This window comes from Fenollaria massiliensis, from assembly GCF_023347705.1.
Taxonomy (GTDB): domain Bacteria; phylum Bacillota; class Clostridia; order Tissierellales; family Peptoniphilaceae; genus Fenollaria; species Fenollaria massiliensis.
The window spans coordinates 61,270-77,737 of the sequence record NZ_CP096649.1; the positions used below are offsets into that span (position 1 = coordinate 61,270).

Genomic DNA, 16,468 nt, shown 5'->3' on the forward strand with positions numbered 1-16,468 from the left:
TAGAAGGTGATATTATGAACATGGATAAATTAACGAAAAAAACAATTGAGGCGATAAATAATTCGAACGAGGCTGCGAGGTCACTCGGCAATCCTGAGATAAGGCCTGCGCACCTACTAAAGGCACTACTTGAAGACAAGGAAGGCCTTATCAGAACTACAGTTGAGGCGATGGGCGTAAATGTGGACGGCATGCTTATGGATGTCCAAGGCATCATTAACAATTTCCCTAAGCAAAGCGGTTCAAACATTTACACTTCAGCTGAATACAACAAAGTTTTGGAACTAGCAGAAAATGAGATGAAAAACTTTCAAGATGAGTACCTAAGCGTTGAACATTTATTCTTAGGAATTATGGAAGTGAAAAATGCGAACATCGATGCCATTTTCAAGAAATATAATATAACGAGAGCGGCATTCTTAGATACTTTGAAGGGCTTTCGTGGCAATCAAAATGTAACGAGTGATAACCCTGAGATGCGTTATCAAGCGCTTGAAAAATACGGCAGAGACCTTGTGGAATACGCAAGGAAGGGCAATATGGACCCAATTATAGGCCGTGACGATGAGATCAGAAACGTTCTTATGATTCTTTCGAGAAGAACAAAGAACAATCCTTGCTTAATCGGCGACCCAGGCGTTGGTAAGACAGCCATAGTCGAAGGCTTAGCGCAAAGGATAGTTAAGGGCGACGTGCCAGAAAATTTGAAAGACAAGACAATTTTCGAGCTTGACATGGGCGCACTAATCGCTGGAGCTAAGTACAGAGGCGAGTTTGAAGAGAGATTAAAGGCAGTTTTAAAAGAAGTCGAAAAATCTGAAGGAAGGATTATATTATTCATCGACGAAATTCACAACATCGTCGGCGCTGGCAGAACTGAAGGCTCTATGGACGCTGGAAACCTTCTAAAACCTTTACTTGCAAGAGGCGTCTTGAGAACCATTGGTGCGACAACTATTGACGAATACAGAAAATATATTGAAAAAGATAAAGCGCTTGAAAGAAGATTCCAAAAAGTTATGGTGACTGAACCATCTGTTGAAGACACCATCAGCATCTTGAGAGGTTTGAAGGAAAAGTACGAAGTTTATCACGGAATCAGAATTTCTGACCCCGCTGTTATAGCTGCCGCAGTACTTTCAGATAGATACATCACCGACAGATATTTACCAGACAAGGCCATCGATCTAATGGATGAGGCCTCGGCGATGATTAGAACTGAGATTGACTCGATGCCAGAGGAGCTTGACTCGAAGAGAAGGCTTATTATGCAGCTTGAGATCGAGAGAGAGGCACTTAAGAAAGAGGACGACGAGCGCAGCATGAAGAGACTTGAAGAGCTTAACAAGGATTTGCAAGCACTTCAAGAGGAATACGATGTTAGTCTAAAGAAATGGCAAGAGGAAAAGGACAGGATAGAAGACGTTAAAGAGCTTAAGAAGAAGATAGATGAGACAAAATACGAGATAGAAAAGGCTCAAAGAGAGTACAATTTGGAAAAACTTTCCGAGCTTAAATATGGTACACTTGCGAAACTTGAGGCAGAACTTAAGGAAAAGAACGAAAATGTCAATGAAAAGCAAAAGTATCTAAAGCTTGAAGTTACTGAAAACGAGATCAGAGACGTTGTATCAAAGTGGACTGGCATACCTGTTTCTAAGCTTGAAGAGAGCGAAAAGGAAAAACTCTTAAAGCTTGACGAGATACTTCACCAAAGAGTAGTTGGTCAAGATGAGGCGATAGAAGCCGTATCAAACGCCATCATCAGAAATAGAGCGGGACTATCTGATCCGAACAGACCTATTGGCTCCTTTATATTCTTAGGACCAACTGGTGTAGGTAAGACAGAATTAACAAAGGCCTTGACACAAGATTTATTCGACGATGAAAAGAATATGATTAGAATTGATATGAGTGAATATATGGAAAAATTCGCTGTATCTAGGTTAATAGGCGCACCTCCAGGATACGTAGGCTACGAAGAAGGAGGCGAACTTACTGAAAAAGTAAGAAGAAAACCATATTCAGTAGTATTATTCGACGAGATAGAAAAGGCTCACCCAGATGTATTTAACATACTCCTACAAGTCTTGGACGATGGTAGATTAACTGACAATCAAGGAAGAACAGTCGATTTCAAGAACACCATCATCATCATGACAAGTAACATCGGTTCGCCAGACATACTTGAAGGCATTAGCGAAGACGGCAAGATTACAGACGAAACAAGAGAAAAAGTTAATGACGAGATGAAGGCCGCATTCAGACCAGAATTTTTAAACAGAATCGACGAGATCGTTATGTTTAAGCCGCTTATGAAGGCAGAAATCTTTGACATAATCGAAAAAGAAGTTGACAAGATCAGAGTTAAACTTGAAGCAAGATCCATCACATTAAAGATGACAGAAGCTTTGAAGGAGTACATCCTTAAAGAAAGCTACTCATCAGCCTTTGGCGCAAGACCAGTTAAGAGATTCATTCAAAGAACAGTTGAGACAAAACTTTCTAGAATGATTATAGCTGGAGAAGTGCTTGACGGCGAAAACATTGTCATGGACTACGACGGAAAAGATATTACAGTAAAGAAAAATTAATATTTGCATAAGAAAAAGAGCTTGTACAAAAATGTACAGGCTCTTTTTGTGTTTACTTGCTTTCATATTTTAAAAATCTCTTAGAAAGATACAAGGATATTAAGATCTCCACCGCTGCAAAAAAAGCTAATAAGCTTAAATCGTGAAGATTTATAAATCTTAAGTTGTTTGACTCAATCGCCAAAAAGCTTAGTCCAACTATTTTTAATGCCCTATACGCAGTTCCCAAACCAAGTATAGTAAATATGCTAGATAGAAGCACTATGATGCCGAAGGACTTTATCCTTATGGCAAGTGCGCTGAATATTGCGATTATTGGAAGTGATAATATTATGCTCATCATTATATAGTAAAAATATATGCTAAAGTTTATACTAGAGAAATTTGCTATAAATTTTCCTCCTATATAAAATAAGAAGAAAAAATATATTTGGCATAAACTTACTATGATGAAAGCTAAAATCGTCTTTGCTAATACAAAGGACATATTCTTTTTTGGACTCAGTCTTATGAATTTAAGTCCCGCCTTGTGCTCAACTGACCACAAACTTGCTACAACGATTGCAATTAAAGGTATATAGAAGAAGGAGAAGTAGAATAAACTCACTTGAGCCCACAGACTTTGCCACTCGTGCGTTAGTGAAGCCTTGTTACCCATGTAGTTTATAAGCCCAAAGGCGTTAGCTAATAAGGGTATTATGAGACTTACTAGCAAAATATTTATAAATTTTATCTTTTTTAATTCTAATTTTAACATTTTTCCTCCTAGTCCTTCCATAAATTATATGATTTCATTGTCTTTATATAAATTATCATAAGCACTAAAAATGCAAAGGCAATGATTATGGTGTAGAAATTTATTGGGTTTAGCACTTGAACAAAGTTTTGGTTTTCTATCACATAAGAAACATTCAAAAGAGATGCCATCCAAGCAAATGGGTTGATAAATGAAAGCACTTTAGATGTTAGCATGGTGATGATACCTGTAAGACCGCCTATGATTGAGATAAATGAAAGGGTGTAGACTTTTTTCGATTTCATCTCCACTATCATGAAAAATCCCAAGAAAAATAAATTTATTATCAGTGCTGATAAGTTTACCAGTAGAAATCTTAGGAGCATTTCGCTGTTCATATTGAAGTTTACTGATTTTCTTGCGAGCAAGATAAAGAATAGAGCTTCAAGCGCTTGCAGCAAAACTAATTTTATGGATAAATTTTTAAATTTATTTATAAGTATATGGTTAACTTTCTCTCCGAGCATAATTTGAATTTTCCACATATTATTTTTTTCTTCAATCTCTATAACTTTTTTCACAAGGGACGAGATCAGTATTGGGTTTATCAGTAGTGATATAAATAAATAAGTGTCTAGGATGTAGGCAAGTGGATAGGCACCTTCTGCAAACGATTTCGAGTGGCTAACGCCTGCTACCATCAGCATTTGAGCGATAAAAACAACTATTATTAAGAAATTTATTCCAAGTCTTTTATATTTTTTCCTCTCTAAATTTTTCATCTTAAGACCTGCTTTCTTCAATAAATAGCTTTTCTAGACTTTCTTTTTCTTCCTCTATCCTGTATATATCAACTTTTCCTGTTAAAAAATTAACTATATCTGCAATATCTTGGTTAGATTTTTTACCTAAAATTATCTTTTTCTCATTTATGCAGTCTATGTCAAGGTCTAAAAGTTCTCTAGCCTTGTCATTATCAGAAGTAATCATTGATATATATGGCGGATGAAGCCTTCTGTATTCGTCCAAACTGCCATTGTAAGTCAAGTTACCCTCTTTAAGTATACCTATGTGAGTGGAAATTTTTTCGATTTCATCAAGTATGTGCGAAGAGATAAGTATGCTGGTAGATGTGTTTTTCACGATGTTTTTAAATAAATTTCTCATCTCCTCAATACCTTGAGGGTCTAGGCCGTTGATTGGCTCGTCTAATATTAATAGTTTTGGGCTGCCCATCAGCGCCATGGCTATGCCGAGCCTTTGCTTCATGCCTAGGGAGTAGTTCCTAGCCTTTTTCTTACCTACATTGTTAAGGCCTACTAGATCTAAAGTTTTATTGATGCTCTCTTTTTTAATTCCTTTTAGGCTTGCGACTATCTCAAGGTTTTCGTAGCCACTTAGGTGCTCGTAAAATGATGGATTTTCAATAAGAGCGCCAAGATTTTTATTAAAATCCTTTTGGTTTTTGGCGTTTACCTCTTGATCGAAGACTTTAACTGTGCCAGCGTCTTTTTTCACAAGACCAAGTACAATCTTCATAAGAGTTGACTTGCCGGCGCCATTCTTACCGATAAGGCCATAGATAGAGCCTTCTTCGATTTCCAAAGAATCAATGTCTAGGACCAATTTTTTGTTGTAAGATTTTTTTAAATTTTTTACTTCAAGTATTTTTTTCATAATCATTCCTCCTAAAATTATAATAGCACGCATAGATAAATATAAAGTTTACACAAGCTCACTTTTAGATAACAAATTCAAATAAAGCTAAATATATTAAAAAAATGTTGTATAATAATCTTAATGAGGTGGGGCAATGGATTTTAGAAGTAATTTTAGTATATTGTTAGTCGATGATGAAAAAAGTTTATTAGAAAATTTATATAATTTTTTGAAAGATAAAGGCTTTAAAGAGGTTTATACTGCCAAAAACTTGAAGGAGTCCAGATTTAAATTAGAAAATTATAAAATCGATTTGGTGGTTTTAGACTTAATGCTTCCAGATGGCAGTGGCTTTGATTTATTAAAGGAGATAAGAAGCACATCTAATTTAGCGGTTATCATACTTTCAGCACTTGATGGCATAGACGACAGAAGAGAAGGCTTTGAGAATAAGGCGGACGACTACCTTGTTAAGCCTTTCTTCCCAGATGAGCTGCTTTGGAGGATTGATGCAGTTTTAAGAAGAATTAAAAAAATTAAAAGCGACGAGAAAATAAATTTAGGTAAAGTAGTTTTTGATAAATCAAGAGGCATACTTGAAAAGGGCGGCGAAGAAATTCCCTTAACAGCAAAGCAATTTAAAATTTTGGATTATTTATCCCAAAATATAAATACAATAGTTTCAATTGACCGAATTTTAGATAATATTTGGGAAGACTCTTATGGTTACGAAAACACCTTGATAACGCATATATACAGGCTCAGAGAAAAGCTTGAGGATGATCCAAGAAATCCCAAGATTTTGATCACAATAAAGGGTCTTGGCTACAAACTAATTAAAGAGGATTAAAATGTTTAATTATATATTAAAAAGATTTAAAAAAATTGTCATCAGAATACTAAGTTTATTGTTTTTTCTATTATTACTACTTATGATATTTTTATACTTAAACTATAGATTAAATAATAAATATCCAAACCCCAATTATATTTACTCCTATGTGAATGAAAATAAAACGGATACTTATCTAAACGAGAAAAATACAGCATTTTTACAAGAAAAAGATATTTGGGCTATAAGACTTGACAAAGAGGGAAATCTTATAGAGAGCTTTAATAAGCCAAAAGAGCTTAAGAAGAACTTTGATATAAGAGATGTGGCGAGATTTGCGAGATACTACTTAGCTGATTACCCTGTATTTACCTACGTTTTAGACGATGGCCTAATTGTCTTTGCTTATCCAAAGCACTCCTTGGACAAATTGCCTTCGAATTACTATAGTTACAGCAAATTTATTTTCAATATAATACTTGTTTTGGCATTTTTAATTTTATTCTTATTATTTGTCTATGTATTTTATAAGATAGATATTAAAAATATCCTTAAAAATATACTCCCACTGCAAAGTGCCATAGATAAGCTGTATGAGGATGACTACGAAAAGCTCGATGAATACGGCGACTTGAAAGATTTGACGAAAACCATAAACGAGGCGAATGAAAAATACAGGGAGCTAAAAAAGTCTCAAGGCAAGTGGATTAGAGGCGTGAGCCATGATGTGAGGACGCCGCTTGCAAAAATTTCTTGGGAAGTAAACAAAGAAAATCCAGATAAAAAACTTATACAGGACGAGGTTTTGAAAATTTCAAACATCTTAGAGGGGCTAAACCTTACTATATCGCTCTCTAGCATTGATAAAGAGAATATTACTAGTGAAAACCCATTAAAAATAATCAGAAAACTTATAGTTGATAAACTAAATGAAAATTCAGAGCGAGAAATTATTTTTGAAAATAATATTAAAACAGATACGAAAATTAAGATGGATGAGAATTTATTTTACAGAATGCTTGAAAATATCTTGAAAAATGCACTTAATTATACATCTGGCAAAATTAAAGTTACGCTTGGAGAGGGTGAAGACGTGATAAGTATCACTATATCGGACGAAGGCAGTGGCGTAAGTGAAGATATTATCAAGAGAATTAACCAAGAAGATTTGACAAATATTACAAAACATGGCTTAGGTCTCTTTATTTCTAAGCAAATAGCTGAGCTACACGACGCGAAATTTATTATAAAAAATAAAAACTCAGGTTTGGAAGTATCATTTATCTTTGATAAATAAAGTCAATAAAAAAGGAAAAGAGCTTGTACAAAAAATGTACAGGCTCTTTTTGAAGGAGATATTTCAAAATGAAAAAATATTTTCATCAAATTATAATTAATGTTTCCTTTGAACTTTTTTATAGCTCCTTAGAAGAAAATAAATTATTGCAAGGCCAATAATTAGTCCCACGGCTTTTAAAATTAAATAATTATCCATATGTAAACCTCCTTAAGGTGCTTAGGAATCACTTGAGCGTGATAAATCGTTCAATTATATATACCCAAAATTTTTAATAATAAACATAATTTATAAATAAATTCGTGCATTTCCTTGACAAATTATTTTTCTTGTGCTACAATCATCATTGTAATAATTAATATTTATCACTAGGGGAGCCATTGGCTGAGAGATTTATCGACCCTTATGACCTGATCTGGTTAGTACCAGCGTAGGCAAGTGCGAGAAAACTCCTAGTGACATCATTAGGGGGTTTTTTTATGAAAAAATTTAGTACAAAAATATTGACTGAAGCAGCTGTTATGATTGCTTTGTCAATAGTTCTTGGTAGATTCAAGATTTTTGAAATGCCTCAAGGCGGCTCAATCACTCTTGGACAAATGATTCCACTTTTATTCTTTGCAATAAGACATGGTGCTGGCTATGGTATAGTTGTTGGCGCTGTTTATGGCGTTCTAGACATGCTTTTAGGCGGCTACATCTACACACCTATCCAAGCTATACTTGATTATCCACTAGCATTTGGCTTACTTGGACTTGCTGGATGCTTCTCTAAACAAATTGTTAGCGAAGGAAAATCTTTCTACGTACCAGTTGCTGTTATAGTCGGCGTTCTAGGTAGATTCATCTGCCACGTTTTATCAGGCTACATCTTCTTTGCAGAATATGCAGAAGGATCAGGCCACGGCCCACTTATGTACTCAGTTATTTATAATGGTACTTTCTTGGGAGTGGAAGCGGTTATTGCTTTTGTAATTATCTTAATTTTAGCGAAAAATGTTCTTTTATACGGATTGGATAAAAGTAGATAGGATTTATTGAATTAAAATAATTTTTATTCGCAAAAATTAAAATTATATCTTTTGCATTGGCTATTGTGAGTTTGCTTACAATAGCCTTTTCTTTTTTGATTTTTGATTTTGCGTTAAAATTGCGCCTAAGGCTCGCGCGCTTACTTCCTCCTTGCGGAGTACCTTTAGTACACCTCAGTCGGTCGTTCGTTATGCTACGCCTTATCCATCAATTTTTCCAGCAAAATCTGTTTGTGCAGGCTCATTGACAAGGGCAATTGTTTTGTGACGATAAATGAAAACACTTTTCGATGTGTAATACACTTTTCGTTAAGAGATCATCCAAAAACTATTCTTATAAATCAAAACAAATCCATTTACATATAAAAAAGACAGGTGCTAGATAAATATCTCAAGCACCTGCCCATCTCTTATTTAATTACACCTTCAACAAGGTATAACTTTTTAAACAATATTTTCTTGAATTTCAAAGTTAGCGTATCATCCATCGCCCTAACAGCAACGAAGACGTAAACCTTGAATCCATCCACTTCATAAAGATCGTAATCATCTTTATTACTAGGTTCTTCCAATTTCACGATTGGTGTTACTTCACCTGCACCTCATTCGGAGCAGCCCGATAAATCAATCGTTACAGTGTTTTTTCCTTCGCTCTTAAGAGCGCTCTTAAAACTATCTTCAAGAATAATCTTCATAATTGTAACCTCCTTTAATAGAGTTTAGTCCACAATTTCTTTTCTGTTATAAATTTCTTCGTTCAATACACCAGTTCTCTTCGCAGCTATAACCCCAGCAAGTAGTGAGTCTGAGATGTTTAGAGCAGTTCTACCCATGTCTATGATTGGTTCAACTGAAATTAGTAGACCAACTAAGCCAACTGGGAAGTTTAGTGCACTTAAAACAACTATGGCAGTGAAAGTCGCTCCACCACCTACGCCTACAGTACCGAAGCTTGCTAGTACGCATAATAATGCTACTTCAACAAGAAAAGCTATTGACAATGGATTTATACCCATAGTCGGTGCAATCATAACAGCAACCATAGCTGGGAAGACTCCGGCGCAACCGTTTTGGCCCACGCTTGTACCAAGTGTCGATGCTAAGTTTGCTATGCCCTCTGGCACACCTAAGTTATTTTCTGCATTGTTTATGGTAATAGGTAGTGTAGCTGCAGATGATCTTGATGTAAAGGCAAATAATAGATTACTCATAGATTTTCTATAGAATGTGAATGGATTTAATCCAGCTGTTAATAGATATAGCATATGAACTATAACCATGATTATCATTGCTGCGTAGCTGATTAGTATGAAGTTTACAAGCTTTAGTATAGCTTGCCAATCAGATGTTGCAGTGATCTTGATCATTAGAGCTAATACGCCGTATGGTGTTAGTCTAATTATGATTCTAACAAGGTGCATGATGACATCGGAAATGTCCTGTACCCCTTGAATGAACCTATCTGCCACGTCCTTCTTATAATTTTTAAGCTGCATAGCTGCAAGACCTATCATGAAAGCAAAGAAAACAACAGCAAGTGTTGCGTTATTGCCTTGACCAGTAAGTGCGTAGAATGGATTTGTTGGTATGATATTAACGATTTGCTCTTGCATAGGAAGTTTGCTGAAATCAGCTTGCTTTTCCATAAGCACTTCTTGTCTGTGCAATTCGTTTTCGCCAGAGTTTAGTCCATCGGCGTTTAGTCCAAAGACTGCTGATAATGAGCCAGAGACCATAGCCGCGATAAATACAGTGATTAAGAAGACAGCCATAATCCTAAATGTGCTCTTGCCCATGCCGCTTTCTTGCATAGCAACTGATTTAACGATGCTTATGAAGATTAGTGGGAAGGCTACCATAGTTAAAAGTTTTACATAGGCGCTGCCGACTATCGAGATCCAGGATACTGATGTTCCAAGGACTTCCTTGTCTTTAACGATAATTTGTAGTAGTGCGCCGAAAATGATGCCGACTGCTAAAGCTATCAAAACTCTTGCGTTGAAGCTTAGGTTTAGCTTCTTCATGTAGCCAATTGCCCATAGCATACATGCAAAAATTGCTATGATTAATAATACAAATAATAAAGTCATTTTTTCTTCCTCCTTTGCTTGAAGCATACCACTTTTGGACTTAAAAGTCAAGAAGCGAGATCACATAGATTATGGTCTTGCTAAAAAATATTATATACAAATGGAACAAGAAAGTTAAAACATTAACACATAATTAACAAAGATAATATTATTAATTAACAACTTGCGAAAAGCTATAAAAAAACTAGAAAAAACTCTTCACATAAAAAATATTGGTGCTATAATATCAAAAAGGAGATTGATGAAATGAAAATAAAAGAATTTTTACACAAGAAAAAACGTGCTCGTCTCATACAAGGTCTACCTTATTGACGTGCTTGGCAACATGGCGATGGGTCTTTTCGCATCGCTACTGATCGGCACCATACTAAACACGATCGGCACTCATACTGGATTAAAATTTTTATCCGAAGAGCTTTGGCCACTTTGTAAAGACATGACTGGCCCAGCCATTGCCGCGGCGATAGGGGTCGCACTAAAGGCGCCAAACCTTGTTATGCTCTCATCGCTTGCGGTTGGCTACATAGGAAACCAGCTTGGCGGACCTGTTGGCTGCCTTATCGCATCGGTCGTTGCGATTGAACTTGGCAAACTTATTTCAAAAGAAACCATGATAGACATCATCGCAACACCACTAACTGTAATACTTTCAGGCTTTGCCATCGCAAAATTCGTTGGCCCTTCCATAAACATGATGATGGTGGGACTTGGTGATGTAATCATTGAAGCGACTAAGCTTAGACCATTCTTTATGGGTATAATAGTCTCCTTAATCGTTGGAATGGTTTTGACGCTACCAATATCGTCGGCGGCTCTTTGCATGATGCTTGGACTAAGTGACCTCGCTGCAGGCGCTGCAACTGCTGGCTGCTGCGCGCAAATGGTGGGTTTCGCCGTGATCAGTTTTAAGGTGAATCGCTTCGATGGACTGCTTGCTCAAGGACTCGGCACTAGCATGCTACAAATACCAAACATAGTAAAGAACTGGAAGATATGGCTTGCGCCGTCACTTGCATCCATGATAACTGGACCCATCGCAACCTGCGTATTTGGGTTAAAAAATACTCCGCTTGGCGCTGGCATGGGAACGAGCGGATTGGTTGGAATACTAGAAACCTTCAACGCAATGCAAGGCGCAGATATGACCATGACAATGATTGGCGTTCTTTTGACATATATAGTGCTACCAGCAGTACTATCCTTACTATTCCATAATCTATTTAAAAAATTGAACTGGGTTAAAGACGACGACTTATTACTTTCGCGCTAAATTATTTTTTATTCCAATTAGACATATTTAAAGACTATACTATAAAATGTGTAGTCTTTTTTATTATAATGGGTAAGAATACTTCGTAGAGATTATATTTACAAATATATTTTGTAAAAAATTTGATGACTTTGCATAGTAAAGCAAAAAGGGCAATTATATTATGAAGTATATTTAAGTATTAATAATGTTATAATAATATTTTGCTAAGAAAATGTGATGATTACGCGAAATGGAGCTTCGAGGCAAGCGGAGCGTATATGAGATACTCGAGCATTGCTGAGAAGCGAATGAGCGTAAGGACGCATTTTATAGCAAAAGATGAGGAGGTTTTATATTATGGCATGTACAACAATCTTAGTCGGAAAAAATGCGAGCTACGACGGCTCAACTATAGTCGCAAGAAATGAGGACTCACCATCTGGTATTTTCTGCGCAAAAAGATTTGCGGTGATGAAGGCAAAGGACCAACCACGTAAATACAAAGCAGTTATTTCAAAGGTTGAGATCGATTTACCAGACGATCCGATGGACTACACTTATTCACCAAGCTCTGACACAAAAGAGGGCATTTGGGGCGCTTATGGCGTTAACGCTAAAAACGTAACCATGAACGCGACTGAAACACTTACAACAAATGAGTTAGTTATGGGCGCTGATCCACTTGTTGAGTACCATAAAGATGAAGATGGAACTGAGCATTTTGGTGGTATAGGCGAAGAAGACCTAGTTACTATCACACTTCCATACATCAAGAGCGCTAAGGACGGCGTTAGAAGATTAGGCGCACTACTTGAAAAATACGGCACTTACGAGATGAATGGTATTGCCTTCCAAGACGAAAATGAAATTTGGTGGCTTGAAACAATTGGCGGCCACAACTGGATGGCAAAGAGGGTTCCGGACGATGCTTATGTAATTATGCCAAACCAATTAGGCATAGATGAATTCGATTTTGACGACGCTTATGGCGATGAAAAAGAATATATGTGCTCAAAATCATTAAAAGATTTAGTTAAAAAAGCGCACCTAGATAAGAGAATGAGTGAAGAAGAGGTATTTAACCCAAGAGACGCCTTTGGTTCACACGACGACTCAGACCACACATATAACACACCAAGAGCTTGGGTTTTACTACGCTATTTCAATCCAAAAACATTCTTCTGGGATGGCTACGACGCAGATTTCAGACCAACAGACGACAATTTACCATGGGCACTAGTACCAGAAAAGAAAATTACTATAGAAGAAGTTAAATGGGCACTATCCAACCATTATCAAGGTACACCTTATGACCCATACGCAAAACATAAAGACGAAATGCACACAGGCATATTCAGACCTATAGGTATAAACAGAAATAACGTTCTTGGCTTAACACAAGTCAGAGGCTACATGCCAGACGATTTGAAGGCACTTCACTGGTTAGCACTTGGCTCTAACGTTTTCAACGCGATAGTACCATTCTATACAAAGGTTTCCAAAACTCCAGACTACGTTGGAAAGGCAGTTACAAAGCCATCTACAGACAATTTCTACTGGATAAATAGGATTATAGGCGCTCTTGCAGACGCACACTTTGCTGAAAACGCATCAAACGTTGAACGTTATCAAATCAAGATTAATAATAAAATGAATGAAATGATCAATAAATTTGATGAGGAATATGCTAATGCAAAGGACAAAGAAGCCTTCTTCGAAAAAGCAAACCAAGAAATATCAGACTTTGTAGAAAAAGAAACTTTGGATTATTTGGATAAAGTATTATTTACTTCTTCGTGCTTGATGAAGAATGGTTTCTCGAGAAGCGACGCCTAAAATTTCTTGTTCGTGCGAAGCACCAAGGTTCTCGGGACCCATCTAAAGCTTTAGCTTTATGATGGGTGAGGTTCTTCAATTGCGCCTGGAACTCGTTACGGTCTCAACACTCCCTCAACGTACGTCTATGTACGTATCGGTCGTGTCTCGACCTAGACTTCGTCCCATGCATCAAATTTTCCGGCGAAATTTATTCTTCGTAGCAGTTTGCAAAATTACTCTTCGTACGAGATTGATAAAGTAAAATAAATAAATATTGCCATAATAATGACATTGTATTGACAAAGTCTTTATAAAGTGCTAGAATTATATTAAGGAAGGTGATTTTATGAGTAACACTAACTTAAATGTAAGGATAGATAAGGACATAAAAAAGGCTGCGGAAGAAGTTTACGCTGAACTTGGCTTTAATATGTCGACAGCCATAAATATGTTTTTAAGAGCAAGCATCAGAAAAGGTGGCATTCCTTTTGATTTAAAACTAGATGTGCCTAATAAAGAGACTTTAGAAGCGATTGAAGAAGGAAGACGCTTAGCAATGGATCCTTCAACACCGCTATATGACAATATGGAAGATCTTAGAAGAGCTTTAGAAGTATGAAATATAAGGTCTTATTAACATCTAAATTTAAAAAAGACTTTAAATTATTAAAAAAGCAGGGCAAGAATACAGATAAAATTTTAGCCATTATTAATAAGCTAGCTAAAGGCGAATTTTTAGATGCAAAATACAAGGATCATCCTTTGTTAGGAGATTATCTCGGCGCAAGAGAGTGCCATATTGAACCAGATTTACTTCTAATATATGAAAAACAAGAAAATATTCTGATACTTAATATATTGAGAGCTGGTTCACATTCAAATCTATTTTAATAAACAAAACAAAAGCTGTGAGATTTTTCTCACAGCTTTCATTTTTATAGCATCTTTATTTTTTTATCTTTTTCCATAATAGTCTAGCTATTATAATCACAACTAAAACAATAATCAGTCAATCAGCACTAATCCCTTTACTTGAAGCTTCTGGCTCATCTGCCTTAACTTCTTCGCCTACATTTTTAATGGCATTTTCCTTATACACTTCATCTGCGAAAAATATTTTGTACTCGCCATAGCCTTCCTTATCCATGTCTTCAAGCGGCACAAAGCGCAGAGCAGCGCCATCGATGCAGTATCTTAGTCCGCCCATTTCCTTTGGTCCATCGCTAAAAACGTGTCCTAGATGGTTTTTGCCGAATTTACTCTTGATCTCTACGCGCCTCATTCCATGCGATTCGTCTCTGTTGTAGCTAACGCTGTCACTATTTATAGTCCTCGCAAAGCTAGGCCAGCCGCAGCCTGCATCGAATTTATCCTGTGAAGTAAAAAGCACTTCACCAGTTAATTTATCCACATAAATCCCAGCACGCCACTCATCATTTAGCTCAGACGTATGCGGATGCTCAGTGCCTTCTTCCCTCATAACCTTGTAGCTAAGCTCATCCAATAGCTTTTTTGCTTCCTCATCAGAAACTTCCTTGTACTCTTTTTCGAAAATGGGCTCATCAGCTTCAGCCAAATTGATATGGCAGTAGCCGCCCGGATTTTTCTCCAAATAATCTTGGTGGTAGCCCTCTGCTAATACAAAGTTTTTCAGCTCCTCGACCTCAACAGCGAGCTCGCCGTGAATTTTTTCTTCATATTTATATACCTTGTCAATAATTTTTTTATCAGCTGGATCACTATAATAAATTCCAGTTCTATACTGTCTACCCCTGTCGCCGCCTTGCTTATTGACACTTTTTGGGTCAATGACCTTAAAGTAGCGAAGAAGTATTTCTTCTAGGCTCACAAGGCTTTTATCATAAGTTATTTCAACGGTTTCAGCGTGATCAGTCTCTTTAACTCTCTCGTAATTAGTGCTATCACCCTTGCCATTAGCGTATCCTACTTTTGTGCCCATAACACCACGTATTCTATTGAAATAGCCTTGCATGCCCCAAAAACAGCCGCCAGCTAAGTGTATGGTCTTGTTGTTATTATTCATAAAATCACCTCTATTTTTCCTCGTTTACAATGTCTTCAAGTATCTCAAATGACTTCGTAAGCTTGTCATATTCAGGAATATAGCTTACCGCAATTAATTCATCGAAGCCGTAATCCCTCTTTAAACCTTCGTAAGTTTTTTTCGCGTCCTCATAAGTGCCGCCGATGTGCAGACCGCGCATAGCCTTAAGAGCAAATTTTTGCATGCTTGTAAGCTCTGGCGCGTTGTTCGGATCGATCTTTTCAAACTCATCGCGATTGTCCACGTCTAGTATCTTTAAAAACACTTGCATCGCGTGAAACTCAAGCTCATCCGCATCCTTTTTGTTCTCGCCAATGTTAGCTGAAACTCCCAAGCTTGTGTATGGCGCGTCAAGGTACTTGCTCTTCTTGAAATTATCTCTGTAAATGTCAAAGGCCGCTTTAACGGTGTGCGGCGCGAAATGACCTGCGAATGAATAAGGAAGACCAAGCTCAGCCGCTACATAAGCGGAGTTTATGGAGCTACCCAAGATAGTTATAGGGACTTTTGCACCCATGCCAGGGTAAGGCGCGCTCGTTAAACCACTTGCATCGCCATCAAAATATTTTAGCATTAGGCGGATTGCATCTAAAAACTTTTCTTGCTTATATGTGTCGCGATAAAGTATTCTTGCAGTTTCCATATCAGTGCCGGGTGCTCTACCTATGCCAAGGTCTACTCTGTGAGGGAAAAGCGCTTCCATAGTTCCGTAGCGTTCAGCGACTTGAAATTGCGTGTGATTTGGTAGCATCACTCCGCCTGCGCCGACCTTGATGCGCTCTGTTTGGCCTAGTATGTGAGTTATAACAAGTTCAGTCGCGCTCGATAGTACGGCGGGGCTGTTATGATGCTCAGCCACCCAATATCTTTCAAAGCTTCTTGAGTCCGCAAACTGAGCGAGTTTCACGGCTCTTTCGAAAGCCTCCTTCTTTGTTTCGTCCTTGTATTTCGGTACAAGATTTAGTATCGAAAGCTTAGTCATTTAATCACCTCTATATATCTATTTATCTAAATTTCACCATGCTTATGGACTAGCCATGACTAATAAAAACGAAGTGGCAAGGCCATAAACATAAATCTTAATTATAATATAG

At 37.1% G+C, this 16,468-nt stretch carries 15 protein-coding genes and 1 riboswitch; of the genes, 8 read left to right on the forward strand and 7 right to left on the reverse strand.

Features of this window, described 5'->3' with window-relative positions:
* Positions 1-14 precede the first annotated feature (14 nt).
* Entirely contained in the window at positions 15-2,594 is a 2,580-nt protein-coding gene (gene clpB, locus M1R53_RS00235) for an ATP-dependent chaperone ClpB (protein ID WP_249242646.1), read from the forward strand.
* A 52-nt stretch (positions 2,595-2,646) separates the two neighbouring features.
* Here clpB and M1R53_RS00240 read toward each other — a convergent pair whose 3' ends face one another.
* Genes M1R53_RS00240 through M1R53_RS00250 form a run of 3 tightly spaced genes read right to left on the reverse strand, consistent with a single transcriptional unit; the run spans position 2,647 to position 5,007 of the window.
* Positions 2,647-3,351: an ABC transporter permease gene (locus M1R53_RS00240; RefSeq protein ID WP_070600594.1), complete on the reverse strand. Its 705-nt coding sequence runs from the start codon at positions 3,349-3,351 to the stop codon at positions 2,647-2,649.
* Between the two features lie 8 nt (positions 3,352-3,359).
* On the reverse strand, positions 3,360-4,112 hold the full coding sequence (locus tag M1R53_RS00245) for a hypothetical protein (RefSeq protein ID WP_249242647.1): 753 nt from the start codon (positions 4,110-4,112) through the stop codon (positions 3,360-3,362).
* Position 4,113: 1 nt separating this feature from the next.
* Positions 4,114-5,007, reverse strand: coding sequence for an ABC transporter ATP-binding protein (locus M1R53_RS00250; protein ID WP_249242648.1), 894 nt, complete (start codon positions 5,005-5,007; stop codon positions 4,114-4,116).
* A gap of 136 nt (positions 5,008-5,143) precedes the next feature.
* Between M1R53_RS00250 and M1R53_RS00255 the strand changes: the two genes are divergently transcribed.
* The 3 genes from M1R53_RS00255 to thiT all read left to right on the forward strand — a co-directional run bounded on the left by M1R53_RS00255 (position 5,144) and on the right by thiT (position 8,149).
* A complete protein-coding gene (locus M1R53_RS00255; RefSeq protein WP_070600590.1) occupies positions 5,144-5,839 on the forward strand; it encodes a response regulator transcription factor in 696 nt (231 codons plus the stop codon).
* 1 nt (position 5,840) lies between these two features.
* The gene (locus M1R53_RS00260; protein WP_249242649.1) at positions 5,841-7,118 is read left to right on the forward strand and encodes a sensor histidine kinase; all 1,278 of its coding nucleotides are present in this window, start codon (positions 5,841-5,843) and stop codon (positions 7,116-7,118) included.
* Between the two features lie 360 nt (positions 7,119-7,478).
* A riboswitch (TPP riboswitch) is annotated at positions 7,479-7,572 on the forward strand.
* A 25-nt stretch (positions 7,573-7,597) separates the two neighbouring features.
* Positions 7,598-8,149 (forward strand): energy-coupled thiamine transporter ThiT, encoded by a 552-nt coding sequence (thiT, locus tag M1R53_RS00265; RefSeq protein ID WP_249242650.1) that lies wholly within the window; start codon positions 7,598-7,600, stop codon positions 8,147-8,149.
* A gap of 410 nt (positions 8,150-8,559) precedes the next feature.
* On the opposite strand, the gene M1R53_RS00270 is transcribed toward thiT, so the two are convergent.
* Both M1R53_RS00270 and M1R53_RS00275 read right to left on the reverse strand, forming a co-directional pair.
* Positions 8,560-8,727 carry a hypothetical protein gene (locus tag M1R53_RS00270; protein ID WP_215492048.1) on the reverse strand — a complete coding sequence of 56 codons (168 nt, stop codon included), beginning with the start codon at positions 8,725-8,727 and terminating at the stop codon, positions 8,560-8,562.
* Between the two features lie 141 nt (positions 8,728-8,868).
* Complete coding sequence (locus M1R53_RS00275) at positions 8,869-10,239, reverse strand: cation:dicarboxylate symporter family transporter (protein WP_249242652.1); 1,371 nt, start codon at positions 10,237-10,239, stop codon at positions 8,869-8,871.
* Positions 10,240-10,519: 280 nt separating this feature from the next.
* On the opposite strand from M1R53_RS00275, the gene M1R53_RS00280 reads away from it, so the two are divergent.
* The 4 genes from M1R53_RS00280 (at position 10,520) to M1R53_RS00295 (ending at position 14,200) form a co-directional block, all read left to right on the forward strand.
* The gene (locus M1R53_RS00280) at positions 10,520-11,509 is read left to right on the forward strand and encodes a PTS sugar transporter subunit IIC (RefSeq protein ID WP_249242653.1); all 990 of its coding nucleotides are present in this window, start codon (positions 10,520-10,522) and stop codon (positions 11,507-11,509) included.
* 339 nt (positions 11,510-11,848) lie between these two features.
* The gene (locus M1R53_RS00285; protein ID WP_249242654.1) at positions 11,849-13,327 is read left to right on the forward strand and encodes a C69 family dipeptidase; all 1,479 of its coding nucleotides are present in this window, start codon (positions 11,849-11,851) and stop codon (positions 13,325-13,327) included.
* A 328-nt stretch (positions 13,328-13,655) separates the two neighbouring features.
* Positions 13,656-13,928 (forward strand): type II toxin-antitoxin system RelB/DinJ family antitoxin, encoded by a 273-nt coding sequence (locus M1R53_RS00290; RefSeq protein ID WP_249242655.1) that lies wholly within the window; start codon positions 13,656-13,658, stop codon positions 13,926-13,928.
* Entirely contained in the window at positions 13,925-14,200 is a 276-nt protein-coding gene (locus M1R53_RS00295; RefSeq protein ID WP_019214516.1) for a type II toxin-antitoxin system YafQ family toxin, read from the forward strand. Before M1R53_RS00290 ends, M1R53_RS00295 begins: the two co-directional genes overlap by 4 nt.
* 118 nt (positions 14,201-14,318) lie before the next feature.
* Here M1R53_RS00295 and msrB read toward each other — a convergent pair whose 3' ends face one another.
* On the reverse strand, positions 14,319-15,353 hold the full coding sequence (msrB, locus tag M1R53_RS00300; protein WP_249242656.1) for a peptide-methionine (R)-S-oxide reductase MsrB: 1,035 nt from the start codon (positions 15,351-15,353) through the stop codon (positions 14,319-14,321).
* Between the two features lie 10 nt (positions 15,354-15,363).
* Entirely contained in the window at positions 15,364-16,356 is a 993-nt protein-coding gene (locus M1R53_RS00305) for an LLM class flavin-dependent oxidoreductase (protein WP_249242657.1), read from the reverse strand.
* Positions 16,357-16,468 lie beyond the last annotated feature (112 nt).